The 25,709-nt window shown below is 65.0% G+C and carries 23 protein-coding genes and 1 pseudogene; 14 read left to right on the top strand and 10 right to left on the bottom strand.

The features are described 5' to 3' along the window. Positions 1-53: 53 nt before the first annotated feature. The 4 genes from P1K31_RS17310 to P1K31_RS17325 all read left to right on the top strand — a co-directional run bounded on the left by P1K31_RS17310 (position 54) and on the right by P1K31_RS17325 (position 4,683). Positions 54-1,127, top strand: a complete 1,074-nt coding sequence (locus tag P1K31_RS17310) for an amidohydrolase family protein (protein ID WP_276306567.1) — start codon at positions 54-56, stop codon at positions 1,125-1,127. Continuing rightward, positions 1,124-1,489, top strand: coding sequence for a Rieske (2Fe-2S) protein (locus P1K31_RS17315; RefSeq protein ID WP_276306568.1), 366 nt, complete (start codon positions 1,124-1,126; stop codon positions 1,487-1,489). The genes P1K31_RS17310 and P1K31_RS17315 overlap by 4 nt, the downstream gene beginning before the upstream one ends. A 507-nt stretch (positions 1,490-1,996) precedes the next feature. Further along, a complete protein-coding gene (locus P1K31_RS17320; RefSeq protein WP_276306569.1) occupies positions 1,997-2,236 on the top strand; it encodes a DUF2061 domain-containing protein in 240 nt (79 codons plus the stop codon). 2,135 nt (positions 2,237-4,371) lie between these two features. Continuing rightward, entirely contained in the window at positions 4,372-4,683 is a 312-nt protein-coding gene (locus P1K31_RS17325) for a PadR family transcriptional regulator (RefSeq protein WP_276306729.1), read from the top strand. A 105-nt stretch (positions 4,684-4,788) separates the two neighbouring features. Here the strand turns inward: P1K31_RS17325 and P1K31_RS17330 are convergent, their stop codons facing one another. Beyond that, positions 4,789-4,995, bottom strand: coding sequence for a homing endonuclease associated repeat-containing protein (locus tag P1K31_RS17330; protein WP_276306570.1), 207 nt, complete (start codon positions 4,993-4,995; stop codon positions 4,789-4,791). A 441-nt stretch (positions 4,996-5,436) separates the two neighbouring features. On the opposite strand from P1K31_RS17330, the gene scpC reads away from it, so the two are divergent. Next, a complete protein-coding gene (gene scpC, locus P1K31_RS17335) occupies positions 5,437-6,915 on the top strand; it encodes a succinyl-CoA:acetate CoA-transferase ScpC (protein WP_276306571.1) in 1,479 nt (492 codons plus the stop codon). A 21-nt stretch (positions 6,916-6,936) separates the two neighbouring features. On the opposite strand, the gene P1K31_RS17340 is transcribed toward scpC, so the two are convergent. The 4 genes from P1K31_RS17340 to P1K31_RS17355 all read right to left on the bottom strand — a co-directional run bounded on the left by P1K31_RS17340 (position 6,937) and on the right by P1K31_RS17355 (position 11,984). Then, a complete protein-coding gene (locus P1K31_RS17340) occupies positions 6,937-7,182 on the bottom strand; it encodes a hypothetical protein (RefSeq protein WP_276306572.1) in 246 nt (81 codons plus the stop codon). Then, positions 7,179-9,140 carry a TRAP transporter permease gene (locus tag P1K31_RS17345; RefSeq protein ID WP_379794566.1) on the bottom strand — a complete coding sequence of 654 codons (1,962 nt, stop codon included), beginning with the start codon at positions 9,138-9,140 and terminating at the stop codon, positions 7,179-7,181. Before P1K31_RS17345 ends, P1K31_RS17340 begins: the two co-directional genes overlap by 4 nt. 93 nt (positions 9,141-9,233) lie before the next feature. Continuing rightward, entirely contained in the window at positions 9,234-10,316 is a 1,083-nt protein-coding gene (locus P1K31_RS17350) for a TAXI family TRAP transporter solute-binding subunit (RefSeq protein WP_276306574.1), read from the bottom strand. A gap of 369 nt (positions 10,317-10,685) precedes the next feature. After that, entirely contained in the window at positions 10,686-11,984 is a 1,299-nt protein-coding gene (locus tag P1K31_RS17355; RefSeq protein ID WP_276306575.1) for a nickel pincer cofactor-dependent isomerase, group 22, read from the bottom strand. 96 nt (positions 11,985-12,080) lie between these two features. On the opposite strand from P1K31_RS17355, the gene P1K31_RS17360 reads away from it, so the two are divergent. The 3 genes from P1K31_RS17360 (at position 12,081) to P1K31_RS17370 (ending at position 15,585) form a co-directional block, all read left to right on the top strand. Continuing rightward, a complete protein-coding gene (locus P1K31_RS17360) occupies positions 12,081-12,215 on the top strand; it encodes a hypothetical protein (RefSeq protein WP_276306576.1) in 135 nt (44 codons plus the stop codon). After that, complete coding sequence (locus tag P1K31_RS17365; RefSeq protein WP_276306577.1) at positions 12,212-13,429, top strand: mandelate racemase/muconate lactonizing enzyme family protein; 1,218 nt, start codon at positions 12,212-12,214, stop codon at positions 13,427-13,429. The genes P1K31_RS17360 and P1K31_RS17365 overlap by 4 nt, the downstream gene beginning before the upstream one ends. An 857-nt stretch (positions 13,430-14,286) precedes the next feature. Next, a complete protein-coding gene (locus tag P1K31_RS17370; protein WP_276306578.1) occupies positions 14,287-15,585 on the top strand; it encodes an amidase in 1,299 nt (432 codons plus the stop codon). 153 nt (positions 15,586-15,738) lie between these two features. Here the strand turns inward: P1K31_RS17370 and P1K31_RS17375 are convergent, their stop codons facing one another. After that, positions 15,739-16,215, bottom strand: a complete 477-nt coding sequence (locus tag P1K31_RS17375; RefSeq protein ID WP_276306579.1) for a TRAM domain-containing protein — start codon at positions 16,213-16,215, stop codon at positions 15,739-15,741. 328 nt (positions 16,216-16,543) lie between these two features. Here P1K31_RS17375 and P1K31_RS17380 point away from each other — a divergent pair, with 328 nt between their 5' ends. From P1K31_RS17380 to P1K31_RS17390, 3 genes and pseudogenes are all read left to right on the top strand, one after another. Then, positions 16,544-17,518, top strand: a complete 975-nt coding sequence (locus tag P1K31_RS17380) for a Gfo/Idh/MocA family protein (protein ID WP_276306580.1) — start codon at positions 16,544-16,546, stop codon at positions 17,516-17,518. A gap of 330 nt (positions 17,519-17,848) precedes the next feature. Further along, positions 17,849-18,091: a hypothetical protein gene (locus tag P1K31_RS17385; RefSeq protein ID WP_276306581.1), complete on the top strand. Its 243-nt coding sequence runs from the start codon at positions 17,849-17,851 to the stop codon at positions 18,089-18,091. 67 nt (positions 18,092-18,158) lie between these two features. Next, positions 18,159-18,392 (top strand): annotated as a pseudogene (locus P1K31_RS17390) (MATE family efflux transporter); the annotation flags it as partial. A gap of 325 nt (positions 18,393-18,717) precedes the next feature. On the opposite strand, the gene P1K31_RS17395 reads toward P1K31_RS17390, so the two are convergent. From P1K31_RS17395 to P1K31_RS17410, 4 genes are all read right to left on the bottom strand, one after another. Further along, on the bottom strand, positions 18,718-18,960 hold the full coding sequence (locus tag P1K31_RS17395; protein WP_276306582.1) for a DUF7120 family protein: 243 nt from the start codon (positions 18,958-18,960) through the stop codon (positions 18,718-18,720). Positions 18,961-19,205: 245 nt separating this feature from the next. Further along, the gene (locus P1K31_RS17400) at positions 19,206-20,075 is read right to left on the bottom strand and encodes a potassium channel family protein (RefSeq protein ID WP_368410924.1); all 870 of its coding nucleotides are present in this window, start codon (positions 20,073-20,075) and stop codon (positions 19,206-19,208) included. A gap of 335 nt (positions 20,076-20,410) precedes the next feature. Next, complete coding sequence (locus tag P1K31_RS17405; protein ID WP_276306583.1) at positions 20,411-20,695, bottom strand: HalOD1 output domain-containing protein; 285 nt, start codon at positions 20,693-20,695, stop codon at positions 20,411-20,413. A 175-nt stretch (positions 20,696-20,870) separates the two neighbouring features. Beyond that, positions 20,871-22,067, bottom strand: coding sequence for a hypothetical protein (locus P1K31_RS17410; RefSeq protein ID WP_276306584.1), 1,197 nt, complete (start codon positions 22,065-22,067; stop codon positions 20,871-20,873). Positions 22,068-22,435: 368 nt separating this feature from the next. Between P1K31_RS17410 and P1K31_RS17415 the strand changes: the two genes are divergently transcribed. The 3 genes from P1K31_RS17415 to P1K31_RS17425 are packed head-to-tail and all read left to right on the top strand — an operon-like array spanning position 22,436 to position 25,630. After that, positions 22,436-23,131 carry a metal-dependent transcriptional regulator gene (locus tag P1K31_RS17415; protein WP_276306585.1) on the top strand — a complete coding sequence of 232 codons (696 nt, stop codon included), beginning with the start codon at positions 22,436-22,438 and terminating at the stop codon, positions 23,129-23,131. Next, a complete protein-coding gene (locus P1K31_RS17420; RefSeq protein ID WP_276306586.1) occupies positions 23,132-24,394 on the top strand; it encodes a multicopper oxidase domain-containing protein in 1,263 nt (420 codons plus the stop codon). Then, on the top strand, positions 24,395-25,630 hold the full coding sequence (locus tag P1K31_RS17425) for a ZIP family metal transporter (protein WP_276306587.1): 1,236 nt from the start codon (positions 24,395-24,397) through the stop codon (positions 25,628-25,630). Positions 25,631-25,709 lie beyond the last annotated feature (79 nt).

The raw sequence follows: 25,709 nt of genomic DNA on the forward strand, positions 1-25,709 counted from the left end.
GACCCGAGCAGTAACTTTAACACCGTTTGGATGGTACCGCGATACCGCTCAGCATGGCTCAAGCCGAGAACGTAGATGTCCTCAGAGAGGAAACGCTCGTCGATACGGATATCCACCTGACGACGCCGAACGAGGATCTCGCAAAGTACGCCGATAAGCCCTACAGTGATTACCTGTTAGCAGAGGGCGTCCAATTGAAGAGTCCGGGATGGGACCCGACGCTCGGCGGGAAGATCGAACAGCGCAAACTCCTCCGCCCACAGGAGATAGAGGAGGAACTCTGCGGGGAGCTCCACGTAGATTACCCGATAATAAACGCGTTCGTGAACCTCTCGCGGCTCTCACAGAGCGAGACGGCGGTGCACCTTCAGCGGGCCGCTAACGATCTCTTGCTGGATCAGTTCCTCGACGAATACGACTATTACGGGCTCGCGACTGTCGCGACGCAGAAGCCGGACAAGGCGGCCGAGGAACTCGATCGGATCGGGAACGAGGACAGCATCGTCGGGGTATTTCTGACGTCGACTGGGCCGAACCCGCCGCTCGGCAACCCCGCCTACGACATCATGTACCGGGCGGCGGAGGACAACGATCTGCCGATCGTCTATCACGGAGCGACCAACAGCGGCTTCGACATCGAGTTCCCCCGCCACAACCAATCGTTCGAGAAATTCGTCGAAGCCCACGTCAACGCCCACCTGTGGAGCCAGACGATGACACTGACGAGTACACTAGCCAACGGACTCCCCGAGAAGTTCCCCGGCCTCGATTTCGTCTTCCTCGAGGCCGGCATCTCGTGGGTACCGTACATGATGTTCCGTCTCAACAAGGAGTTCGCAATGCGGCGAAGCGAGGTCACCCTACTCACGAAACAGCCCGAGGAATACATTCGGGAGTCCTACTACTTCGCGACACAGCCACTCGGCGAGCCGATGGACCCGACTCACCTCCAACAGATGATCGACATTATCGGGGTGCGGTCGCTCATGTTCGCTTCGGACTATCCCCACTGGGACTTCGAGCACCCGAGCGAGCTGAATAAATACCTCCACCACATGTTCTCCCCGGAGGAGCGCGCGCGGGTACTCCACGGAAACGCGAACGAAGTGTTCGATCTGGGTATATGACCGAGTACGTCGTCGCGGAGGAGGGGGAACTCGCCGACGGCGAACACCTCGTCGTTCAGTTAGAGGGACGAGAGATCGGCGTTTTCTTCACCGACGGAGTATACCGGGCCTATTTGAACTGGTGCCCACATCAGGGCGGCCCTGTCTGCGAGGGCCGCGTGACCGGGACGCAGACATCGTGCTTCGATCGCGAGACGCTCGACGTGGCCGTTAAGTGGGACCGCGAGGGCGAGATTCTCAACTGCCCATGGCACGGCTGGGAGTTCGACGTCAATTCGGGTGAGTGTCTCTCGCGGCCGAAAGTCAAACTCCCAGAATACCCTGTCAGAGTCGAAGACGGAACAATCATCGTCGATCTGTAAGCCAATCATTACTCGGGACACTTATGCTAGCGTACAACCTCCTGCGACTGAAAGCACAGTTGACCGGGATCTACCTTTCTACGTGCCAGTAACTGCCTATCCGTTGCCGTAGATGGTTCCGCTCTCGTGAAAATAATCCCTCACCCTCTTTTCTGGACAAAGATAGCACAGAGATAGTTTGAAGAACAATAGGGTGTTTAATCCCGAACGACTCGCCATCCGTGAGCACTTAGCAAACGTAGTACATCGATATCGATCCTCGATATCGCCGATCCTGCTTTCACCGGGCTGTGAATGACGATCTGCGACGTGAAGATGCCCCTCTGGAGGAGGTCCTCCACTAAAACTTGAACTGACTCCATGCTAGATCAGGCGATACCGACGGTGAGGTTCACATAAAGGGAGCCGAATCTTTATCTGCACAGACCAAGAAATCAATTTCGGTTTTGAAACCGTGATATAGTGACGAACATCAATTTTTTATAGTACACGATAGTGCTGGTCGTCATGCGGCCGCTGTTTCGCTTGACCCAACCGTATCAACTGCGATCACGCGCTGTCGCGAAGACTGTATGCTATCGTGGCTTCATGATCGTGGTCACGGTCTGTGTCGCGCTACTCATCGTCGGGGATGTGAGCGACGCGCTTAATATTGGTATCGCGACGAATCTCGTAAAGACAGTGACGTACTACCTGTACGAGCGACTTTGGGACCGTATCGATTGGGGGATTTCCCCAACTATCTGATAGAGAGACCATCCGACGAAATATATTTTATTCTGGCAAGTATTAATAGAATTTTAATAAGTCAGCTACCGACGTCCACTGTGCGAATACGAGATTCCTCATATACACGCTCCAATTACACGGTTTCGCTCGGGAATAACCATCTTGATCAGCATACCGTACTCACGAACGATCGATCTCCGACCATTCCTTGAAAAAGGCAAACGAGAACAGAACACAGATGGTCGTTCCTATACTCGCTGCGGCAATTGACGAGATGGGAAGGAGAGCATCCACGATGAGCCACGTGAGGATCCCGCTGAGGAGTCCCTCTGTGAGGCCAAGGGCTAGGAACGCTTGACGCCTCGGCATAGTCGTGCTTCCACAGGAGGCGATATATGATTGGTTACCACGACGAATGTTACCTACAGATATCGTCAAACGCGCGTCACCGTTGTGAAAAATCGTCTTGTATGGAGTGTCCACGCGAATATGATCAGAACGGATCGGGGGCCGACTCATGCACGGTAGCGGACTGATCGCCGGACGGACGCTCAACTACATCACGGACGACGGCAACGTGCGTCGGAGGTCCTCGACGCGAACGGGTTCACGATAGAACTCATCGCCTACGACACGCCGCCGAACGGGAACATCAACCGGACCGCAGCCCTGCACGACGTCGGCGTTCCCTACTTCTGCCTCGAAGTCGACGACATCCGGTCCTGATATACTCGTTTGGACGAGGAGTGCTGTATCGATGACCCATAGATAGTCGGAGAAGGACGAGAGATCGCGTATTTACGCGATCCGAACGGGAACATCGTCAAACTGATGGAGCTGCCGTTCGATTCGTGATCGAACTGCCTCGTAGCAGGCGACCTCGGCCGTCTATTGTCGAAGAGCAAGTCGACTGACCGACTTCGCGAGAGAACATCGTTTCCGCCGACACCCCTTCGTCCGTATCACGTACCGCGTATTAATTGTGGAAATGCAGCGCAATAATCCCCTTCCCGTCCAATTAGATGTATAAATAATTACTCGTCTATTAGCGCCAGTGATACTGATTTCCGTCCCGGGGATCATGTTAAAGAGAGGACAGAATCGACGCCACGGTGACGGGCAAAAGATGGGACGGCCCGCAGCCGCCAGTACGTGTAGAGGAGATCGATGGTAGAGATACGTTCAGCGATAGGATTGGGCAAGGACACCGATTACGAGCACCGACGCGATCCGGCGTACTGCGTCGGCATTCGTCCGCTAAGTTGTACACGGAAGGTACGTCCACCCTCTCGACAGTACGCGTTTCGACGGTGACGTGAAAAACGACCGAAGCTCAACATCGCGGTCGATCGCCCAGATCTACCCAACGCACCGCTGCGAATCGAGACGTTTCCCTCGGCGGAGAGGTCGCCGACTCTCTCGATTCACGCGCTTGGACATAGCTATGTGGCGTGATCCCGGAGACGGTAAGTAGATTGTCCGCACATTCAGGAAACGGGAGTTCTCGAGACTCCCTCGCGGAGAATTGTCGGCTTCGCGCGACCCGGAAGATGCCAACGACGTCCGCGACGTCGCGACGGTCGGCACTTGCCCTTCAAAGCGGCGGCTGTCGCGGCCCTGTCGGCGTGTCGACTCCGCTCTCGCCACTCACCGTAGTGGACCAAACGGCAGTTCTCCGGAGGAGTCCGACGTTAGTGGAAAGTCACGTACAACGGCCGAGTCGTCGACTCAATCACCGAGCGTCTCGCTACAACCGACTAGACGACATCCGAACGCTGCCAAGGATCCGAGTTATTACTTTTACCTTGATAGGGTCGCTATCCCAGTGCGAACGGGGACGACTGCGCTACCTTCGATCGGTGACTACAACGTAAATTCGACCCTCCACGGAGCAGATACCGCAGTAGACGAAACTGAGACCGTCGACAGACGCGGGCCGGGCGGTCGGCCGGAGAGCGCGCTGAGGTAGAATAGTGCAGTCGGTTTCACGGTCCAAGTGCGTACGACGTACTGTGCTCCTTCCCCGGAGTAGTGGTAAAATCGCCGATATTTGATGTTTTTCGGGGGCGATTCGTCACACCGTTCACAGTACGAATCCGAGGGCGGAAGAAACACGCATGTTTACGTGGGAGAGGGGACTCGCCTTCAACGGAATGTATGATCTGACCGGCTTTCAACGCGATCTCCTGTACGTGGTTGCCGGACTCGACGAACCTCACGGCCTCGCCATCAAGGAGGAACTCGAAACGTACTACGAAACGGAGATCCACCACGGCCGATTGTACCCCAATCTCGATACGCTCGTGGAGAAGGGGCTCGTCGACAAATCACAGAAGGATCGCCGCACGAACGAGTACACGGTGACGCGACGCGGGCGCCGCGAACTCGCCGATCGCACCGAGTGGCTCGATCGGTACGTCGACGTCGACGCGCTGCGCTCCGTCCGAGGTCCGTCGGATCGGTAGCGCGCTCGCCCCCCAGGAAGAGATCGTCGCTGGCCGCGGGGCGGCCGATCGGGCGACGGCCGCCCGCCCGTCCGCAGGGAGCACGGCCGTGCTCCTCGCCGCTGTTTACGGCGCGTCAGCGGGGAGTCTGCCGGTGTCACGCCACTGCCGGTAGGCGGTTTCGACGTGCCGCCAGTTGCCGTCGAACCGTTTGTAGTAGGTGTTGACGCTGTGGGCGCCGTCGCGCACGACGTCGTTGGCGCGCGGCAGTCGGCCGAGTTCGTCTTCGAGGCGCTTGAGGTCGATGAACAGGTCGAGCGTCGTCAGGGCCATCACGTACGTTCCAGACGGTGCGCCAGATGGATATACGTAGTGGCTACGTATAATGAACGATCCGGTGGTCGATATAAAATCTCCCGAGACGTTACGCGCTCGAAGAAGCGAGGTAGGGATCGCGTCGACGAATCCGCGCTACTCGCGCCGAAGACGGCTAGCTGTAACGGTCTCGGATACCACTATCGCAGTCGGACGTGTTTTTTTATTACGTCCGACGCAGACTGTCGTTCGTCGGCCACTCTCGACGGTCGAAGTCCGCGGGTCCGCACGTCCCTCTCGGAGACGTGGCGCGCGAACCGCGGCGGAGGCCGCACCACTCGAACACAGCATGCATCCATCCCTCGACGGTGACGGTACGACGCTCGACACGAACCACCGCCGGGTCGACGGTGATCGACCGACGCGGTCGCGAACCCCCGGTAGCCGGCGTGGTCGGCCATGACCGGCGGGCGACCGCCCGACGCGGGCATCGTCACGCGACGGCTGTACGGCGACCTCCCGCTCGTCGACGCGGACGCCGCGGCAGCGCGGATCGCCGACGACGCAACGGTGCTCACCAGCGGCTTCGGGAGCGTCGGCTACCCGAAACTGGTACCGCTCGCCCTCGCCGACTCCGAACGGGACCTGTCGCTGACCGTCGTGAGCAGCGGCAACGTCGGCGACGAGATCGACGTCGCGCTCGTCAAATCGGGCGCCATCGCCCGGCGCTTCTCATACCAGTCGTCCGCCGTCGCCCGGGAGATGACGAACCGGCGCGACGTCGCGTTCAGCGACCGAAACGTCTCCTCCATCGGGGACGACGTCCAGTACGGCGGGATGGTCGATCCAGACGTCGCCGTCGTCGAGGCGGTCGCGGTCGGGGAGGACTGGTTCGTCCCCTCGACGTCGCTCGGACAGACGCCGGCGTTCGTCGAGGCCGCCGACGCGCTCGTCGTCGAACTGAACCGCGCCCAGCCCCTCGGACTCCAGGCGCTGCACGACGTCTACCGCCCCGAGGCTCCGCCGAACCGCACTCCCGTCCCGCTCACCGACCCCGGCGAGCGAATCGGCGACTCGTACGTGCGTTTCGACCCCGAGAAGCTCGTCGCGGTCGTGGAGACGGACCGCTCGGACTCGACGTACACCTTTCGGGAACCGACGGACGACGATCTGGCCATCGCGGCCAACCTCGGAACGTTCCTCGCCGACGAGATGGAGCGCTCGGCGGTGTTCGACGACGATATCCACCTCCAGTTCGGCGTCGGCTCCCTCGGGAACGCGCTGATGGGGGAACTGAAGGACCTCGACTTCGGCGGCCGCGACGTCGTGTACTTCGGCGAACTCATCCAGGACGGGCTGTTCGACATGCTCGACGCCGGCCGGCTCGAATGCGCGAGCGCGACGTCGCTCGCGCTCACGACAGAGGGCCAGGAGCGCCTGTTCGCGGACGTCGAGCGCTACGCCGAGGACGTCGTCCTCCGGCCAGCCGACGTCTCGAACAACCCCGGCTTGATCGACCAGTTCGGCGTGGTCGGCGTCAACAGCGCCATCGAGTTCGACATCTACGGCAACGTCAACTCGACGCACGTCGGCGGGGGGCGGATGATAAACGGCGTCGGCGGCTCCGCCGACTTCAACCGGAACTCCCTGGTCACCGTCTGCGCCCTCCCCTCGACGCTGCGCGGCGGCGACGTCTCGCGGGTCGTCCCGATGGCGTTCCACGTCGACCACACCGAACACGACGTGGACGTGTTCGTCACCGAACAGGGCGTCGCCGACGTCCGGGGTCGCTCGCCGGTCGAGCGCGCGGAGCTGATCGTCGAGAACTGCGCCCATCCCGACTTCCGACCGGCGCTCCGGAGCTACCTCGACGACGTGAGAGAACGGGACGATCACATCCCCCACGACGTCCGGCGAGCCGCGGAGTGGTTCGAGTAGCGCGACCGGGGGATCCGGCGGCTACTGCGTCAGGAAGAGGAACGCCCAGTAGAGGTATCCGCCGGTGAGCACGACGGCGGTGAGCGCCTCCAGGAGGCCGACGTACGTGTCGCCGTAGGTCGCGCGGAACGCCTGGACCGCCTCCACGCGACGCCACGCGGGCAGCAACGGCTCCGGTACGAGTTCGCCCAGACCGCCGACGCTCTCCGTGTCGATCGCGTCCTCGGGGGCATCGCCGTCCGAACTCGTGGAATCGTCTCCATTCATGGGATCACCTCCCCGAGGAGGGGGATCTCGAGGCCGCGAACCATCACCTTCTCGCCGACGAAGACGCCGGCGAACGCGAGGACGCCGGCGACCTTCGCCAGGGTACCGGGGTACACCATGACGAGGGTGCCCATCACCGCGAGTGCCGTCCGGAGCGCGACGCGTCGACCGGGTTGCATCTCGAACGGGTAGTTCAACCCGTAGATGACGGTGATACCGCCCAGCAGTACCAGCGTTCCGACGAGGACGGTCGTGGACCCGAGGCTGAAGGAGACGAGCGCCGGGTTGTAGATGAACGCGACGGGGAGGACGAACAGCGGCGCGGCGATCTTGATCGCCGCCCCGCACGTCCGCCAGAAGTTCGCCTCCGCGATGCCCGCCGCCACGACCGCGGCGGTCGCGACCGGCGGCGTGATGCCCGCCAGGATGGCGGCGTAGAACACCGTGTAGTGCGCCGTGATGGCGGACACCCCGAAGTCGGCGACGAACGTCGGCACGATGAGGATGGCGGCGATGACGTACGCCGCGACCGTCGGCATCCCGATACCCATGAGGATGGCGACGGCCATCCCGAGGAGCACGGCGAACAGCAGGACGCCGCCCGAGACGTTGATCAACATCAACGCGATCTTCGCCGGGACGCCGGTCGTCGAGAAGATGTTCACGACCCCGCTGATGACGACCAGGATGATGGCGATGGGGGCGAGGATGACGGCTCCGCGGCGGAACCCGTAAACCGTGTTGCGGAGTTGGGTTCCTACCTCCGCGCCCGCGTCCGTCACCGTCCCGTAGATCCCACGCTGTACGGCCGGCATCGCGACGCCGGTGAGCACCATCGCGACGACGGTGTACAGCGCGGACGTCATCACCGTGTACTGGGCGACGCCGAGCAGGTATACCAGGAGGCCGAACGGGACGCCGAACCGGACGGCCTCGAACAGCTTCTCGTTGGACGAGAGCTCGTCGTCGAAGAACTCGGAGAACTCCATCCCCCGGCTGCTCCCGTCGCTGAGCGCCGTGTAGTGGACGGCGATGCCGATACAGGCCACGAGGATCGCCGCCGGAACGAGACCGGCGACGACGATGCTGAGGTACGGAACGCCCAGGTACGACGCCATCACGAACGCCGACGCGCCCATGACCGGCGGCAACACCTGCCCGGAGGTCGACGCGACGGCCTCGATGGCCGCCGCGCGGTGGCCGGCCATCCCGCTGTCCTTCATCGTCGGGATGGTGAACGACCCCGTCATGGCGGCGTTCGCGGTGTACGAACCGTTGATGGATCCGATGACGGCCGACGCCAGCACCGCCGTCTGGGCGACGCCGGACTCGACGTATCTCGCGGACACGATGGCGATTCGAAGGATCAGGTCGAACGCGCCGTACGCGAAGAGCAACCCCGCGTACAGGAGAAACGGGGCGATCCACGACGCGGTGATCTGCGTGAGCTGACCGTAGAACCCGTAGAGGTCGGTGACCGTCGCCTGCAGGAGCGTCAGTTCCGTCATGCCGGCGTGGCCGAGGACGCCCGGCGCGTGATTGCCGTACACGGCGTACAGCAGCACGACCACGACGAGCCCGAGAAACAGGTTGCCGAACTCCCGCCAGGTGAGATACAGCAGCGAGACGATGATCAGCCGCGCGAGCATGTACTCGTGTTCCAGGGCGAACCCCTGTCGGAGGAGGTAGACGGCCTCGAAGTTCAACGCGAAGTACGCGGACGCCGTGATGAGAACGAGCGAGGACGGCAACAGCACTGCGCCGTCTAGCCAGTCACCCTCCTCGATGGCCTCTCGCGTCTCGTTCAGGGCGTACACCGTCATGATGCCGCCGACGAAGACGGTGCCGTACCTGACGGGCGACCAGGTCTGGGTGTACGCCCAGCCGAGGACGATGCCCCAGAACGCGACGGCGGCACTCGTCACGGTGACGTCCAACCCCCGAAGCAGCCGCGACATCCGGGTACTCTGTTCCGTTCGTGGCGTCATAGCGATTGTGTCAGAGACATCTTATCTCTCGTTCGAGACGGGGGGGCCCGCCGCGCGGCGCGCTCACTCGCCCTCCTGGAGGCTGTCGTCCCACGCGTCGTTGTCCCTGTAGTACTGCACCGCGCCGGGGTGCACCGGGATGCGTTCGCGGGCGGACCCGAGCATGTCGCCGGTCGATTCGAAGTCGTTGAACTGCTCCTCCGCCTCGTTGACCGTGTCGTTGTGTTCGTCGACCACGCGGCAGAGTTCGTACACCGCGTCCGCGCTGGCCCCCGGGTTGAACGTGTAGTTGACCTGGAGGTCCCAGTGGAACACCTCGTCCGTACCGATGTCCTGCCCCATGTCCCACTCGCTGTACGCGGTTCTGCCGCTACCGGCACCGCCGTAGGACTCGGCGGACTCGATGAGCGCGTCGGTCGGTTCGACGTAGTGGACCTCGACGCGGGACGCGATCTCCCGCACCCAGCCGGTGTACCGGACGCCCGGAGTACCGTAGGCGATGGCCGCGTCGATGTTTCCCTCCTCCATCGCCCCCGGCGCGGAGTCGACGCCCATGTTCTGGATGTTCATCTGCTCGTAGACATCCGCCGTCGGATCCTGCGACCAGACGTCGAGCGTCGTCGCGCGCGTCGAGTAACCGGGTTCGGCCGGATAGACGTTCTTGCCGGCGAGGTCGTCGAACGTCTCGATCCCGGTACCGTCACGGGCGATGACGTAGATGCTGTAGGGGAACGCGTAGAACCCGTAGTAGGGAACCCGGTCGACGCTCTGCTCCCCGAAGCGTCCGCGGCCGTCGAGCGCCTTCGTCAGCGAGTTGTTGTCCGTGATGCCCGCGTTGAACTGATCCTGGGCCATCCGGTAGATGGTACCGATGTATCCCGGGCTCTCGACGGTCGAGTACTCGAGGTCGTCGCTGTGCTGGCTGACGGCACGTTCGACGGCGAGGCCGACGTCCTTCGTTCCGCCGGCGGACGTCCCGACGCGGAGGGTCATGTCACCGCCGCTCCCGCCCCCGCCGCCGCTACCGGTGTCCGTAACGTTCGTGTCGGCATCACCGCCGCCGCCAGTACATCCGGCGAGACCGACGACGCCCGCCGTTACTGCTCCGGACAGGAACCGTCGTCGCCGCATTTCTTTCTCGACCATGGACGAGTATGGTGTTATGTGACATCCTATATCAACCTACCTCTACCATCCTGGAGGTAATTGGTAATATTTTAATAACGTTTTGTGTCTTCTGACAAATAAGTGACCACACTACCGGACACCCGGCCCCGAAGAGCGCCGGTGAAGACGTTCTTCCGAACCCGGTGGGGGTACCGTCACGAATACACTGTCGACCGGTACGTCTCAAGGATCGGGCACGTCACGTGCCGAATACTCTTTACCGACGTACAACCGTCAGTGTACTGCGACACTAACCATCCGCGGCTCTATCGGGATCGAGGCGGAGAGCCCGAGGCTCGGCTTCGGAACTGGTTCACGCCGACATCGATCAGACAGCCCGGGGGTGAGTTAGCGGCGCTCGAACGATCGGGTCCCGTCGTCGAAGAGCAGTTCCTCGCGGTCGAGGACGGTCGCCCCCTCCGGGAGTTCGTCCACGAGCGCCTCCGATACGCGTACTTCGACGAGGTCCTGGGTGTTCCTGATCCACGCGATCCGGGCGGTTTCGGGGTCGTATCCGCCGAGAGCGGACAGCGAGATTCGGATCGCGAGTTCGTCGTCCGGGGCGACCACGGGGAGTTTCGACTTCTCCAGCGACCCGCTCGTCAACGCGTTCGCGTACGTCTTCTGCAGGTCGAGCTGGTCGATGGCCGCCCGCCGCGTGACGTCCGCGAGCCCGATGCCGATCCCGTTCCCCTTCGTGCGCTCCGTGAGCCCCCGCACGTAGATCAGTTTGACGGCCGGCGTCTCGGGGTCGTCGGCGTTCAGGACGCGATATCGCCCGATGACGTTCGTGTCCATCCCCGCTCCCGAGATCTCCTTGCCGAGTTCGTCGACGACGAGCAGGTCGACGTCGTCGACCGGGAGCGTCGCCATCTCGGCTCTGGCGCGTTCCAGCAGTTCGGGTTCGCGCTCGGTGAACGACGACGCCGGTATCGCCTCGATGTGGGCCGTCTCCTCGTGGAAGTTCTCGACGAGCGCGACACCGCCAACGACCGGCACTGACTCCAGAACGGCCCCGAGCGCCGCGTCCAGCGTCTCGACGTAGCCCTCCGCGATCGCCGTCGAGTGGAACGCGTTCGCCCCCTGCTGTTTCCCGAGGCCGACGACCGTCATCTTACCCAGCCCGCTCTCGATCCTGCCCGTGAAATTCGTGTGAGGTTTGATCCGGTTCACGACCAGCACCGCGTCCGCATCGAGGGCGACCGTCGAGAAGTACACGGGGATCGACGTTCCCCCGACGTCCACGTCCGCCAGTCGCTCCACCTCCATCGCGGCGTCTATCGGCGCGCCGAGACGCGCCTCGGTGACGCCGAGTGCTTCCAGTACGTCCCGCTGTCCCTCGGGCGTCGCGCCCCCGTGGCTCCCCATCGCGGGGACGACGAGCGGCTCGAATCCCCGTTCGTCGAGGTACGACACGGTAGCTTCGACGATCGCACTGAGGTTGTGGATGCCACGGCTGCCGACGCCGACCGCGACCGTCGCGCCCGGGTCGAGGCCGTCGAACTCGAGACGGTCGAGTTCCGAGCGCGTCGTCGACACGGGGTCCGTGACGGTGTCCGCCGGCGGATCGTAGCGGACGCGTACGAAGGACGGAAGCGGTTGCGGCTCGATGAGCCGTTCGATCTCGGCTCGATCGGGGAACTCCATGTCCCCCTAAGACGCGTGCACACACAGTAAGCCGCGCTCGCCGGAAAGCGTTGCCCGTACAGGCCCGCTTAACTCCGCCTGCTTCGCCGTTCCGGCATGGAGATCAGTGACGTAGCGCCGTATCCGACGTCGAGCGCGCTCGAGTCGCCGGCGTCGGATACCGACGCCGCACTCGCGGAACGGGACGACGTATCGCTCAACGAACGCCCCCTGCACGACTTCGAACGATGAGAGACTTCTCCGGCCAGACGACGAACCGCGCCTCGGACCGGGACGTCGCGATCACCGATATCAGGACCTGCGTCGTCGAGGGGAACTTCGAGTGGAACCTCATCGAGGTCGAAACCGACGTCGGCGTGACCGGTATCGGGGAGTCCTACCGGGGGGGCGGCGTCCCGGAACTCGTCGAGTACACGAAGCGGTTTCTCGTCGGCGAGAACCCGCTCGACGTTGAACGCATCGTCCGATACGTCTTCCAGGAGATGTCCGGACACGGCGGGACGACCGGCAAGGTCGTCACCGCGGCCTCCGGCCTCGAGATCGCGCTCTGGGACGCCGCCGGGAAGATCCTCGGCCTCCCCGTCTACCAGCTCCTCGGGTCGAAGTACCGCGACGAGGTACGGGTCTACTGCGACTGCCACGCGGGCGAGGCGTACGCCGTCGAGGACGGGGCGACCGCCTACGCGGACGCGGCGGCCTACTCCCCCGAGGCGTACGCGGCGGAGGCGGCGCGCGTCACTGACATGGGATTCACCGCGCTGAAGTTCGACCTCGACCTCCCGGCGGACAACGATCCCGACCCGTTCAACGGCCGCCTCACCAACGCGGCCCTCGGGGAGAAGCGACGGATCGTCGAGGCCGTTCGCGAGGAGATCGGTTACGAGATCGACCTCGCCTTTGACTGTCACTGGGACTACACCGTCGAGAGCGCGAAGCGTCTCGCATACGAACTGGAGGAGTTCAAGCTGATGTGGCTCGAAGACCTCATCCCCCCGGAGAACATGGACGCCCAGAAGGAGGTGACGGGTGCGACCCGAACGCCGATCGCGACCGGCGAGAACCGCTTCCGCGTCTTCGAACTCACCGACCTCATCTACGACCACGGCGTGGACATCGTCACGCCCGACCCGACGACGGTCGGCGGGCTCGCCGAGACGATGCGGATCGCCGACCGCGCGGAGGAGAACTACATCCCGATGTCGCCCCACAACGTCTGCAGCCCGGTCGGCACGATGGCGTGCGTCCACCTGGGCGCGGCGGTACCGAACTTCGACCTGTTAGAGTTCCACGCCCTCGAGGTCGACTGGTGGGACGACCTCGTGACCGCCCAGGACCCGCTCATCCAAAACGGCTACATCGAGGTTCCCGAGGCCCCCGGTCTGGGGATCGAACTCGACTACGACGCCGTCGAGGAACACCGACTGGAGGGAACCGAGGGGTTCTGATCCGGAACCGACCGCGTACGGTTCGGCCGTACTGCGGTGTCGTTTCGTCCTCCCCCGTGGAGCGGGCGGCCCGTGGGTATGTGGGTCCACCTCGGCGAGGATCGTCGGTGCTCGCGGCGTTCCATCACCCCATCTCTGGTCGGAGTCTCCTGAAGCCGCGCGAGCGACGGCGTCGGCTCGTCGCTTCTCGGGGGGTCAACCCCTCCCTGGCACAGAGGGAGGGGTCGAGTGTCAGAGGCTGGTGACTCGTTGCGATTCTCCACCGAATCCCGCGCTGACGGACGCACGGGCGTCACGCGCGAGGCGCGGTACCCCACGGTGACAGTCGAACATCGGCCCGGTCATAATTAGTTAGTCACAAGATATTGCAGAAAATATCTCGGTGGCCGGGAGAGGCGAGCGCAACCGGTGGGGTGACTAGGGAGTACCGCAGTTGCGTCCGGGACGCCTGCTCCCTCCTCCGGAGGTCAGGGAGAGGGCGCTGGCGTTCGGGCGGGGGACCGGTCCTCGCTTCCAGCCGCTCCGAGCGGACTAGCCACAGCTCGGCTGTCTCGTCGAGGGGGCTACGGGTACGGTTCGTCAGGGACTAACCCCTCTGATCGGTGCCCGGTCGACGGACGGTTGTCGACCGAGCGCCGACGTGCTCCGAGCGAGCGCGACGGCCGGCCGCCGGGCGAACGCAGAACGCGTCGCCCGAGCGATGCGAAGACGCGTCGACGCGTTTCGAAGACGAGCGGCCCGAACGGTCGACGCTCTCCGGATGCCGACACCTCTTTACTGTCCGTCGACGGTACTGGTTACATGCACGACGGTAGCACGAACCGATCGCGGACGGGGCCTTCCGGAGGGGAAGCGACGTGACGGTCCGACGGACGCCGCTCGGCGAGGTGGCCGCGGACCTTCGGACGGGCGAGCGCGACGTGGCCGACTACGTCGCCGAGCTGTACGAGCGCGTCGACGCGCTCGAATCCGACGTCCGGGCGTGGGTCGGAGGACCGAAGCCGCGGGAGCAGGTCGCGGCCGAGGCGGCCGCCGTCGCGGAGCGATACCCCGAGCCGGAGAACCGGCCGCCGTTGTACGGCGTCCCGGTCGGCGTGAAGGACATCTTCCACGTGGACGGGTTGCCCACGCGGGCGGGGTCGACCCTCCCGCCGGGCGAGCTGGTCGGACGGCAGGCCGCGGTCGTGACGTCGCTCCGAGCGGCCGGCGCGCTCGTCCTCGGCAAGACGGTGACCACCGAGTTCGCCTACTTCGATCCGGGACCGACCCGGAACCCCCACGACCTGTCGCACACGCCCGGCGGCTCCAGCAGCGGGTCGGCGGCCGCCGTCGCGGCGGGGACGTGCCCCCTCGCCCTCGGCACGCAGACCATCGGATCGGTCATTCGGCCGGCGACGTTCTGCGGCGTCGTCGGCTACAAACCGAGTTACGGCCGCATCCCGCTCGACGGCGTGCTCCCCCTGGCCGCGTCCGTCGATCACGTCGGTCTGTTCACCCAGGACGTCGCCGGGATGGAACTCGCGGCCTCGGTCTGCGTCGACGACTGGGAGCCGTCGACGGGCGACGAGCGGCCCGTCCTCGGCGTCCCGGAGGGGGAGTACCTGGCGCAGGTGTCGGAGACGGGCCTCGACCGCTTCGAGGACCACGTCGACGCCCTCGAGCGCGCCGGGTTCGAGATCCGACGGACGGTGGCGTTCGACGACATCCAGGCCGTCAACGACCGGCACGACGGACTGGTGGCCGCGGAGGCGGCCCTGGCACACCACGAGCGGTTCGACGAGTATTCGGACCGGTACGCCGACAGCACGGCCGAACTCATCCGGGACGGTCGGGCGGTGTCGGTCGAGGCGCTCGCCGACGCGCGGCGCAATCGCGTCCGGCTCCGAACGTCGCTGGCGGAGACGATGCGCGAACGCGGTATCGACGCGTGGATCGCCCCCGGTGCCCCCGGACCCGCTCCCGCGGGCATCGACAGCACCGGCGATCCGGTGATGAACCTTCCGTGGACGCACGCCGGACTGCCCGTGGTCGCGGTTCCCGCCGGAGACGTGGACGGCCTGCCGGTCGGCGTACAGTGCGTCGCGGGGTTCGGGGCGGACGAGCGCCTGCTCGCGTGGGCGGAGCCGATCGCGAACGCCCTCGCCGACGCGTCGTAAGTCGCCGTGATACTCGAGGGGTCCCTCGATCCCCCGGCGCGACGAACGGGATCGACGCCCACGGACGGAAAACGAGGCGGAACCGGTCCGAGCGACGGGCGTACGGCCGTACGGCCGGCCGACCGTTCGTGCGCCGGTATCCAACCGCGTGAGTCAGCGGACGGTGGCTTCGCTCACCGGCTCGGCGAAGGCGACCGTCTCCTTCACGTCCGTGATCTTCACGTCCACCTGATCGCCCGGCTGGGTACCGGGGACGATGAGGATGAAGCCGCGTTCGACCTTCGCGATCCCGTCGCCCTGGTCACCGAGCGTGTCGATCGTGACCGAGCGAACCTCCCCCACGTCGACCGGCGGGGCCTGCTGCCGTCGCTCCGACGACGCCGATGGCGGCGCGGCCGCCTCGCGCGACCGGGACGGGCCAGCCTCGGTCACGTCACGCGAGGCGTCGGTCGCGGGCTCGGAGCGGGGAAGCCGGTCCGAGGCCGGAAGCAGCGCGACGCGGTACGTGTCGTCGACGGACAGCGACCCGTTCTCGACGAGTTCCTCGGGGATCGAGACGACGTAGCGACCCGCTCGCTCTTCGAGCGAGGTTTCGAACAACAGCCGAAGCGAGTCCGGAATCTCGGTCATTATTGACCGAACGATCTCCAGCGTAAAAACGGGCTAGAATTCGATCGGTGAGATCGAGGTCGACAGTCGCCGGGACGGACGCCGCCGTCCGGGACCCTCTCGTCGACGCCTCGCGTCTAACCCCGACCATCGCCGCGATTACGCCGCGCGTTTCGGCCGCGATCCGGAATCGGTGCTCTCGGATACCCAGTGACGTACACGGGACCGTACCTCCGAGACCATACCTCACACAGTGTGAGCGCCTCGGGAGACGTTCTACGGACAGCGGGTACCGGCCGTCGATCACGGGGGTCGTAAGGGCTTTTTCCGTCCTCGTAGAACGTTCGGTATGGATTTCGGGGTGCTGGGGACGGCGACGATCGCACGCCAGCGATTCATCCCGGCGGTGGCGGACACCGACCACGCGGTCCGCGCGATCGCCTCCCGCACGGAGGAGAGGGCGGCGGCCGTCGCCGCGGAACACGACGTCCCCCACGCGTACGGCAGTTACGACGCGCTCCTTCGAGACGAGGTGGTCGACGCGGTCTACGTTCCGCTGCCGAACAGCGAACACGCGCGGTGGATACGCAGGGCGGCCGACCAGGGCCTCCACGCCCTCTGCGAGAAACCGCTCGGCGTGACGGCCGAGGAGGCCCGCGACGTCGGTGCGTACTGCGCGGAGCGCGACGTGACGCTGATGGAGGCGCTCATGTACCGCTACGCGCCACGGACCGAACGGGTGATCGAACTCGTCGGGGAGGAACTGGGCGAGATTCGCTCGGCGACGGCGACGTTCCACTCGGAGCTACGCGGCCTCCCGACGGGGATCCGGTTCGACCCGGCGCTCGGGGGCGGCAGCCTGCTCGACGTGGGCGTGTACGCGGTCGACGCCGTCCGACTGTCGCTCGGAACGCCGGATCGCGTCTACGCCCACGCGATGGACTCCCACGACACTGGCGTCGACACGCAGGCCACCGCGCTCTTCGAGTACGACGCGAACGCCACGGCGACCGTCTCCTCGTCCTTCGATACGGCGGAGTCGCAGTACTACCACGTGATCGGTACGGACGGGTGGGTGACCGCCGAACCCGCGTTCTCCTCGCCCGACGCGAACACGTCGATCGACTACGAGCGAGCGGGTCGACGCATCACCGAGACGTTCCCGCCGCACAACCCGTACCGGCGCGAGGTCGAACACTTCGTGAGCTGTATCGAGGAGGGTCGTACGCCGCGGACGAACGCGACCGAAGCGGCGCGGACCCTGGCGATCCTCGACGCGATCCGGGAGAGCGCCGAGACGAACGCGGTCGTGGCTGTCGAGTGACATCCTCCCGCCGTAAACGGCGGGCCTTCCCTCCCGGCGGGGCTACCAGCCGAGCTGGTAAGGGTTAGGACTCATACACCTCGAGCGTCACGCGCCTACTTCGACCCCCGGGTCACGACCGTTCCGCCCGTCGGTCTCCCGACCGGTCGGGAGCCTCATCCACCCCCCGGCATGCCCCGTCGGTGAGGGGGAGGAGATGGACCGGCCGAGTCGTCGCACGTCCAGATCAGGGACCACATTCCTCGTCAGCCTCACGTCATACGTCGACCTGCCGTTTTAAGCGTCGCTGGGCCGAATATCGGCGTAACATTACAACACGCGTGAACTACAATGTGGAACCCTGACCCCAAGTCGTTACCTGACTGGATCGAGCACGCCTACGAGCTACTCGCCGCCCGCATCGACGGGCGGCGAGGGGGATTCCCCCGAGAGCGGGCGTACGAGCTGCTGCTGGCCGACGAGGGGTTCGTGGACGAGCCCGCGGACGTCCGGTACGCCGTCGACCACCTGCTGAATCAGGGGTGGCTCTACGAGGCCGACGGCGAACTCCGCATCACCGATCCCGAGCACTAGACGACCGGATCGTCGTGCGGGCGGAACCCACGGGACTTACGGTCGAATAGCCGAACCTCCGCCCTTCGTGTCCTCCGTCCCGTTCAATCCGATTCGCGGCGTGATCCTGTGGGTGGGCCGGTCGCTCGCCCGCCTCGGTCTCCTCGACCGGGCGCGGGCCGTCCGGACGACCGACCTCACCTGGCCGCGGGTCGTCACCGGCCTCGCCCGGATGTCGGAGTCGGCCGTCGACGTCGCGATGGTGGGCCTCGCGCTCGGTCCCGTCGCCATCGACGTCGTCGCCGTCGACGTCGCCGGGCCCGTCGGGCGGCTGTTCGTCACCGATCCGGCGGTCGTCCCGCTGGTCGGGGGATTCGTCCACGCGGTCTGCGTCAGCGTCGTCTTCTACGGCGGGACCAACGACGCGACGGGACCGCTCCGCGCGAGCGGCGATACGCGCTGGCCGCTACTATCGCTACCACACCGGCCGCTGGAAGCGCATCAGTCGCGCCTACCGCCCGGCGACGGCAGCCGACGACTGAGGCTGGTGCATCCACGCGGTCGAACGCCCGGGCCGGGGCGGACGCGAGACGGTGCTCGGAATTGCGCCGAGCGAGGAGCACGATCGCTGGGGTCAGCGAGCGCGATTAGAAGGTGCGTTCGTCTCGCTGCTCGTCCAACTGCGCCGGGTCCTGCTGCTCGTCGACCACCTGGGTGAACAGGTCCTCCTCGATCTCGTCCGTGGCGTCGTCGGTCGTGTCGTACACCGACACCCCCATCGCCAGGAGCTCTTCGACCGCCTGCTCCCGGTTCAGGAACTCCCCCTGCTCGACGAGGCGGTCGAGTTGACCGTCGATCTGGTCCGGGATCGTCAGTTCGAACGTGGGCATACCGGTGACTGGAACGTCCACGGAGGTAAAGGCTGGGTTCACCGACGCGCTCGTGGCGAGAGTGCGCGGCAGTCCCGGGAGGGAGCGGCGGAACGCTCGCACCGTCTGCGGTCACGTTCTTCGGCGGGACTACTCGTGACGGGATGCGTCTCTAGACCGACATCTACGGTGCGACCGTCTCGACGGATTCGCCGTTCATCGGGAGGTTCCGGGGGGACGACCCCGACCGCTGGAGCCCCGCTCGATCAGTTCTCGTCCCGCGACGGCCACCGCCGGGAATCCGACTCGACGAGGCCGAGTAACCGCCGCCGTCGCCCGTCTAGCTCATCGAGCGACGCGGCGAACTCCTCGTCGGGAACGGTCGGGATACCCGCGTCACGAAGGGAAGCGAGCTCCGGCGGAGACGGAGTACGATTCGCGGGTCGGATGAACGCGTTGCTGAGCGTATCGAGGTAGCTCCCGACGCTCGCGCGTGCGTTCTTCAGAATGGCCTCGTTGGGGCGATCTCGCGCCGGAACCCCGAACGTGAGGAGCGTCAGCGCCTCGTCGAGGACGGCGATGCTGGCAGCCGGGGCCCGATCGCGCTGCTCGCTGTGGAAGTAGTGGATGACCGGATACGCCTTGTGGTTCGCCGTGAGCGTATTGAGCTGTGAGACGAACGAATTGAGGGGGAGCTCGAGGCTCCGGAACTCTTCACCGTTCCAGCCAGTCCGAACGATCGCCTCGCTCCGCGCACCGAGCCCGCTCACACCGCTGGCGAACGACCGCTTTTGGGTGACGGCGTCGAGAACCGAGAGGATGTACGTGACGCTCAACGTGACGAGGAGCATCCCGCTCGCCGTCGCGAGCACCGTGGCGATCTGCCAGACGCCGTCTCTCGGCGCGAAATCGCCGTTTCCCAGCGTGAAGATCGAATAACCGGTGAAGTAGAGCCGTTCGGACCAGGAGATCGGACCGGCGTTACGGGTATCGACGATCGCGTCCCCGGCGCCGGCGAAGATGAACGTCCATCCCGCCCAGATCAGCGCCATCCAGGCGACGAGGCCGATGCCAAGGATCAGCGGGCCCGAGAGGCTCAGCATCCGTGGGTTCTGCTCCCCGACCCGTCGTAGCATCCGCCACGCCCACGCCATCGACCGAGAGGTGAGCGGGCCAGCACCCCCTCGACCCAGAGCGTCGTCCACAGGAGGTCCGTGACAGCGATGACGAGGAGGGTTACGCCCAGAGCGAAATAAGCGAGATTCGTCCCGTTCTCCGTAGAGCGCGGTCAGTTATGTTAATCGACGGCCGGACACCGGTTCGTGACCCCCGGTTTTGTCGTGCTCGCGATCGCACTTCTGATGACCGGCGGTGTCGCAGCTGACGGTGAACGCGCGTCCGACGAGGCGTCGAGCTACGTCGGCGTGGGCGTGGGAGTCGCCGTCGGGAGCGGGGAGGGGGCCGACGCGAGCTACGGATGCTCATCGTCGGCGTCAAGCCGCTCGACGAGTACGATCCCCTGCTCTTCGACGGCGACTCGACAGTCGGCGTAGGTGAACGAGACGAGGCCGCGATCTAGCGACGCGACGAACGCGTCTAGCGCGTCCGGGTCGACGACCGAGTACAGCGGCGGAAGGTCGCTCACGGGCTCACCGGTGACGGTACTCAGCGCCTCGACGATCGCCGTACTCAGCGCTTCCTCCGACGCACTACAGTAGAGATGGGGCTCCTCGGTAGCCTGACTGGGTAGGGGCATCGAGCCCTAGTGCGGTACCGCGGCTAAAGTATCTACGTATAGGAATCGTATCCGTGATATCGACGGTGGATCTTAGAGAGAGCTAGTCCGGAGTGAGCACGCTCCCGGGGCAGTACCGTCGATCAGTGGTGCTCGGCGAACGACGGGCGACAGTGTACTAGCCGGGCAGTCCGTATCAGTCCGCGGACATGACCGACGTCGACCGGCCGGACTGCCGCGCCGATTCGACCGAATAGACGAGGCTCCCGGCGAACAGGGCGAGACTCCCGACGATGAACAGCGCACTGAGCGGCGAGGCCGAGTCGACGAACACCCAGTACAGCGGTGCCGCGATGGTGGGGCCAGCCGCCAACACCGCGATTTTGGCGACCAACGGGCCACAGCACCCGCAGGTACACGTCCCCACGATCGCGGCACTCCCGGCCGTACCTTCCGCCAGCCCGGCCCGTTCCTCGACGCGCCAGTGGCGGGCGATGAGGGCGGCGTTCAATCCGATGAGTACGCTCAGCATTCCGACGACGACGACCTGTCCGGGGGAAACGGCCAGGAAGAACGGGACGTGCGGGATCGCGATCTCGAGCGTGGGCCACGTGACCAGCTGATAGACGGTGGGAAGGACGACAACGGTCACCTCGTGTGGGAATCCTTCCTCCGGGAAGAACGAGAGGTAGCCCGTTACGGAGACGAAAAACAGCGCCATCACGGTTCCGACGCCGATTCCGAAGCGACGGGCGACCGGATCGCGAAGGACCGCCCGGAGGACATCCCCTGCGTCCTTCAAGACGACGTAGCCGACGAGGATCGGGGTACCCAGAACGATAGCGTATCCGAGCGGGTGCGATTCGCTCGCCGCCCCGGGAACGAGGTAGGGATACGAGATCCACAACCCCATGAGGATGCCGAAGAAGGTGTAGCGTGGACGGGTCGGCCAGCGGAGCCAGCCGACGATGAAGCTCACCACCGTGATCAGGAGGCCGACCGACAGCCCGAGCGGTTGGTACCACGAACGCGGAAACGGCATCGAACTCGCTGTGTACGTCGGGTCGGGGGAGAGCCCTTCGAAGAGGACAGCACCGAGCGCGGCCACGGCGATGCCCACGAGTACGCCGTAGAGTGCGTTCGTCGGCGAGATTCGGTCCGTTCGCTTGAAGATGATGGCCCCTCCGACGAACAGGACGCCGACGAGACCGAGGAGGAGTCCGTGTCCCTGAGAGAGACCCGCCGCCGCGGTTGCCTCGTGGGCGGATGCGGTGGGTATCTGTGCGAGTGTGAGAACGAAGACGAGAGAGACGGAGAGCGGTCGTAAGGACCCGGTGTACGGAGAACGCTCGCGGGTGCCCCCTCCCCGCGCTTGGCGCTGTTCCGGTGACATCACGCCGTCTTGGACGGCAGGTCACTTTTACCTGACTGATTCGCTTGACACGGGTAGGGGAGGGGGAGAATAGCGCGGGAATCGAGCGATTCGATTCGACGGTCGAGCGGTAGCGAAGAGATCCTCTTTCAGAACTGCACGGAGTGAGCGATGAGCGAGGGTGCGGGATCTCGCATCCGAGTACCGCGTGTGGGTATCCGCACGGTATCCTCCCGCTCGTTACTGTGACCGTTTCGGGCAGATACCGGCGGGGAGTGACTATCTCCCCTCCCGTTCCCGGCGGACTTCCGAGATAGATGTCCCCCCTGAGCGCGGTAGGGCAGATGGCAAACCTTTTTATTAGATGTGTCTAAACCTAGTTTACAGTGATGTCGAAAACAGGGAGTCGTCTGAAGTCGATTCCCCGTATTCAGGACGGAGACACGCCGGTCGCGCCGTCTGCGGTCGCGACCTCGGTGGGGGTGGGACCGCCAACCGTGACGGAGACGTTGCAGCGAGTGGACGACGGGCTCGTAGCGTACGAGCCCTACCGGGGCGCTCGTCTCACCGAACGGGGTGAGAAGCACGCTCTCGAGGCACTCCGTCATCATCGACTGCTCGAACTGTCCCTGACCGAGGAGTCCGGGTACGATCGGTCAGAAGTTCGCGACGGGGCGGGCGTACTGGAACGTCATATCGGCGCGAGGGGGGAGGGGCGAATCGCGGACCGCCTCGGAGTTCCTACCGTCGACTCTCACGGAGAACCGATTCCAACGACCGGACTCGAAATTCAGCGGAGCGGGAGACAACAGCCGTTAGCACAGTGTCAACTGGGGGACGTCGCTGCCATCTCGGGGGTTCGAGACGGTGACCCGGACGTTCTCACGGACCTCGGGGACGCCAGCACGTCACCTGGAACGGCGCTCGGGGTGGTCGAGACCGCCCCCTTCGGGATGGTTACGGTGGAGGTGGAATCGACCGCTGGACGACCCTCGCTCCCGGCTGAGCCCGCTGCGAGCGTCTCCGTCTCACGGCCCGGCGAAGCGGCCGCTGGCGGACCCGAACGACGTAACGAGATGACCTAGATGCCATCGTCAGACTACTCACGAGCGGCGGAACTCTCGAAGAGACTGGAGCAGAGACTGGTCGATTCCCTCGAATCGGATCACGGGACCACCCGTCGAGCAGTCCTCGGAGGGCTCGGTATAGCGGGAAGCGCCGCTCTCGTCGGTATCGGCCGGGCGGACGGAGACGGAACCCACGGAGCCGGAGGTGATTCGCACGGGAACTTCGGTGCAGTCGGCGAGTATCGCGACCTGGATTTCGACCCCCACGAGTTCCTCTACCGATTCAACACGGGACGGGGCGAACAGGAGAACGTCCCGCAGGACACGTACGAGGAGAACGGACGGACGGTGCGCGAGTTCACGTTTCGAGCGGTCGACACCACGGTCAGCATCGCCCCGGGGATCGAATTCCCGGCGTGGGCGTACAACGGCCAGGTTCCGGGCCCGACGATCCGCGCCGTCGAGGGCGACCTGATCCGTGTGGAGTTCGAGAACCTCGGCCGGCACGCCCACACCGTCCACCCGCACCTGCGGAACCTCGATCCGGAGATGGACGGGGTCCCGCAGAACGGCCCCGGCGTCCTCGACACCGGCGAGTCGTTCACCTACGAGTGGATCGCCCAGCCCGCGGGCGTGCACTTCTACCACTGCCACTCGCTCCCGCTGAAAGAGCACATCCACCGCGGGCTCTACGGCGCCATCATCATCGACCCCGACCCGGAGCGCGTCGCGGCGAATCCCGAGGGATACTGCACCTACCACCCGTCACAGATCACTGACGAACTCCGCGCGGACCTCGTCGCCGAGGCGAAGACGCGGCACCACGAGTCCCCCGAGAACGACACCGTCAACGAGATGGTGATGGTGATGAACGGCTTCGACACCAACTTCGACGGTGACAACGAAGTGTACGCCGCCAACACCCGCGCGTTCGCCTACGGTGTCGGCGACACGGACGGCAATGGCAACTGGAAGGCCGGTGAGACCAAACGTCCCATCCGGATCGACAGGGATCAACGCCAGCGGGTGTACCTCGTCAACGCGATCGAGTTCGACGCTATCAACTCGCTCCACACGCACTCGCAGTTCTTCGACTACTACGACCACGGGACGACGCTGACGCCGACGCTGCGGACCGTCGACACGGTCATGCAGTGTCAGGCCCAGCGCGGCATCGTCGAACTGGACTACTCCGATCACGATCCGGGGTTGTACATGTTCCACGCCCACCAGTCCGAATTCGCGGAACTCGGCTGGATGAGTTTCTTCGAGGTGGTCTGAATGAGTAAACCCAACACGGACGGCGGTACGACGGTGAACCGAACGGAGCGCCCGCTCGGGCTTCCCAAGTGGGTCGCTGCACTCCTCCCGATCCTCCTCCTCGGTCTCGTCGCGGGCGGGTTCTTCGCAGCGACACCGTTCGCGTCGCTCGACACCGGAGGTGAGCCGCTCCCCGACGTGACGGTGACGCACACGACCCTCCCGAACGACGAGACGGTCGTCGTCCACGTCACGAACAACGGCCCGAACGAAGTGACTATCTCGCAGGTCCTCGTCGCGGAGGCCTACTGGGACTTCACGGTCCGAGGTGCCGGCGGCGATACCACACTCGCCCCCCGCGAAAGCGCCGAGGTCGTCGTCCCGTACCACTGGAACCCGGGGTGGGATCTCGAGGTCGCGCTGATGCTCTCGGACGGGAGCACGGTCCATCACACCGTCGTCGCGCCCAGCGAGTCGCCGGGGCTGACGGGTGACCTGTTGCTGACGATGGCGGTCATCGGCCTGTTCGTCGGCGTCATCCCCGTCGCGCTCGGGATGCTGTGGTTCCCGTTCCTGCGATCGATGAGCGACCGGTGGCTCCACGCGATTCTCGCCTTCTCGGCGGGAATACTCGGGTTCCTCGCCATCGACGCCGGGATCGAGGCGTTCGAGCTCGGCGAACAGGTCCCGGGCGCGTTCGAGGGGACTGCCCTCGTTGTGCTCGGTATCGTCGGCGCGCTCCTCGCGATCCAGTCCGTCAGCGCGTGGCGGGAGGGGCGTGCGGCCGACGGGGACTCCCGGGCACAGAGCGGCCTGTGGGTCGCCTACCTGGTCGCGCTGGGCGTCGGACTGCACAACCTCGCCGAGGGGCTAGCCATCGGGAGTTCGTTCGCGCTCGGTCGCGTCTCACTCGGTGCGTTCCTCGTCGTCGGCTTCATGCTCCACAACGTGACTGAGGGCCCGGCCGTCGTCGCACCTATTGCGCGTGGTGAGCGCCCGAGTATCCGTCACTTCCTCGGGCTCGGCGCTCTCGCGGGCGCACCCGTCATCCTCGGCGGCTGGCTCGGGAGCCTCGCCTTCTCGCCGACGCTCGGGGCGTTCTTCCTCGCTGTCGGTGTGGGGGCGATCCTGCAGGTCATCTGGGAACTGCGCGGGATGATCAGCCGTAACGGACGGGTGGCGTCGGCGCTGAACCTCGTCACGTTCCTCGTCGGTCTCGTCGTGATGTACGTCACCGACCTCTTCGTCGCGCTCTAATCTCCGGACCGCGTTTCACACGATAATATGAACCGACGGCAGGTACTTCGATCGGTCGGGGCAGCACTCGTAGCGCCCG

Origin of the sequence: Halomarina halobia, assembly GCF_029338575.1 — an archaeon.
Classification (GTDB): Archaea; Halobacteriota; Halobacteria; order Halobacteriales; family Haloarculaceae; genus Halomarina; species Halomarina halobia.

Coding starts and splice junctions, on each gene's coding strand:
- P1K31_RS17310 (WP_276306567.1), top strand. CDS start 54: ATGGCTCAAGCCGAGAACGTAGATGTCCTCAGAGAGGAAACGCTCGTC.
- P1K31_RS17315 (WP_276306568.1), top strand. CDS start 1,124: ATGACCGAGTACGTCGTCGCGGAGGAGGGGGAACTCGCCGACGGCGAA.
- P1K31_RS17320 (WP_276306569.1), top strand. CDS start 1,997: ATGCGGCCGCTGTTTCGCTTGACCCAACCGTATCAACTGCGATCACGC.
- P1K31_RS17325 (WP_276306729.1), top strand. CDS start 4,372: ATGTATGATCTGACCGGCTTTCAACGCGATCTCCTGTACGTGGTTGCC.
- P1K31_RS17330 (WP_276306570.1), bottom strand. CDS start 4,995: ATGGCCCTGACGACGCTCGACCTGTTCATCGACCTCAAGCGCCTCGAA.
- scpC (WP_276306571.1), top strand. CDS start 5,437: ATGACCGGCGGGCGACCGCCCGACGCGGGCATCGTCACGCGACGGCTG.
- P1K31_RS17340 (WP_276306572.1), bottom strand. CDS start 7,182: ATGAATGGAGACGATTCCACGAGTTCGGACGGCGATGCCCCCGAGGAC.
- P1K31_RS17345 (WP_379794566.1), bottom strand. CDS start 9,140: ATGTCGCGGCTGCTTCGGGGGTTGGACGTCACCGTGACGAGTGCCGCC.
- P1K31_RS17350 (WP_276306574.1), bottom strand. CDS start 10,316: ATGGTCGAGAAAGAAATGCGGCGACGACGGTTCCTGTCCGGAGCAGTA.
- P1K31_RS17355 (WP_276306575.1), bottom strand. CDS start 11,984: ATGGAGTTCCCCGATCGAGCCGAGATCGAACGGCTCATCGAGCCGCAA.
- P1K31_RS17360 (WP_276306576.1), top strand. CDS start 12,081: ATGGAGATCAGTGACGTAGCGCCGTATCCGACGTCGAGCGCGCTCGAG.
- P1K31_RS17365 (WP_276306577.1), top strand. CDS start 12,212: ATGAGAGACTTCTCCGGCCAGACGACGAACCGCGCCTCGGACCGGGAC.
- P1K31_RS17375 (WP_276306579.1), bottom strand. CDS start 16,215: ATGACCGAGATTCCGGACTCGCTTCGGCTGTTGTTCGAAACCTCGCTC.
- P1K31_RS17380 (WP_276306580.1), top strand. CDS start 16,544: ATGGATTTCGGGGTGCTGGGGACGGCGACGATCGCACGCCAGCGATTC.
- P1K31_RS17385 (WP_276306581.1), top strand. CDS start 17,849: ATGTGGAACCCTGACCCCAAGTCGTTACCTGACTGGATCGAGCACGCC.
- P1K31_RS17395 (WP_276306582.1), bottom strand. CDS start 18,960: ATGCCCACGTTCGAACTGACGATCCCGGACCAGATCGACGGTCAACTC.
- P1K31_RS17400 (WP_368410924.1), bottom strand. CDS start 20,075: ATGCTACGACGGGTCGGGGAGCAGAACCCACGGATGCTGAGCCTCTCG.
- P1K31_RS17405 (WP_276306583.1), bottom strand. CDS start 20,695: ATGCCCCTACCCAGTCAGGCTACCGAGGAGCCCCATCTCTACTGTAGT.
- P1K31_RS17410 (WP_276306584.1), bottom strand. CDS start 22,067: ATGTCACCGGAACAGCGCCAAGCGCGGGGAGGGGGCACCCGCGAGCGT.
- P1K31_RS17415 (WP_276306585.1), top strand. CDS start 22,436: ATGTCGAAAACAGGGAGTCGTCTGAAGTCGATTCCCCGTATTCAGGAC.
- P1K31_RS17420 (WP_276306586.1), top strand. CDS start 23,132: ATGCCATCGTCAGACTACTCACGAGCGGCGGAACTCTCGAAGAGACTG.
- P1K31_RS17425 (WP_276306587.1), top strand. CDS start 24,395: ATGAGTAAACCCAACACGGACGGCGGTACGACGGTGAACCGAACGGAG.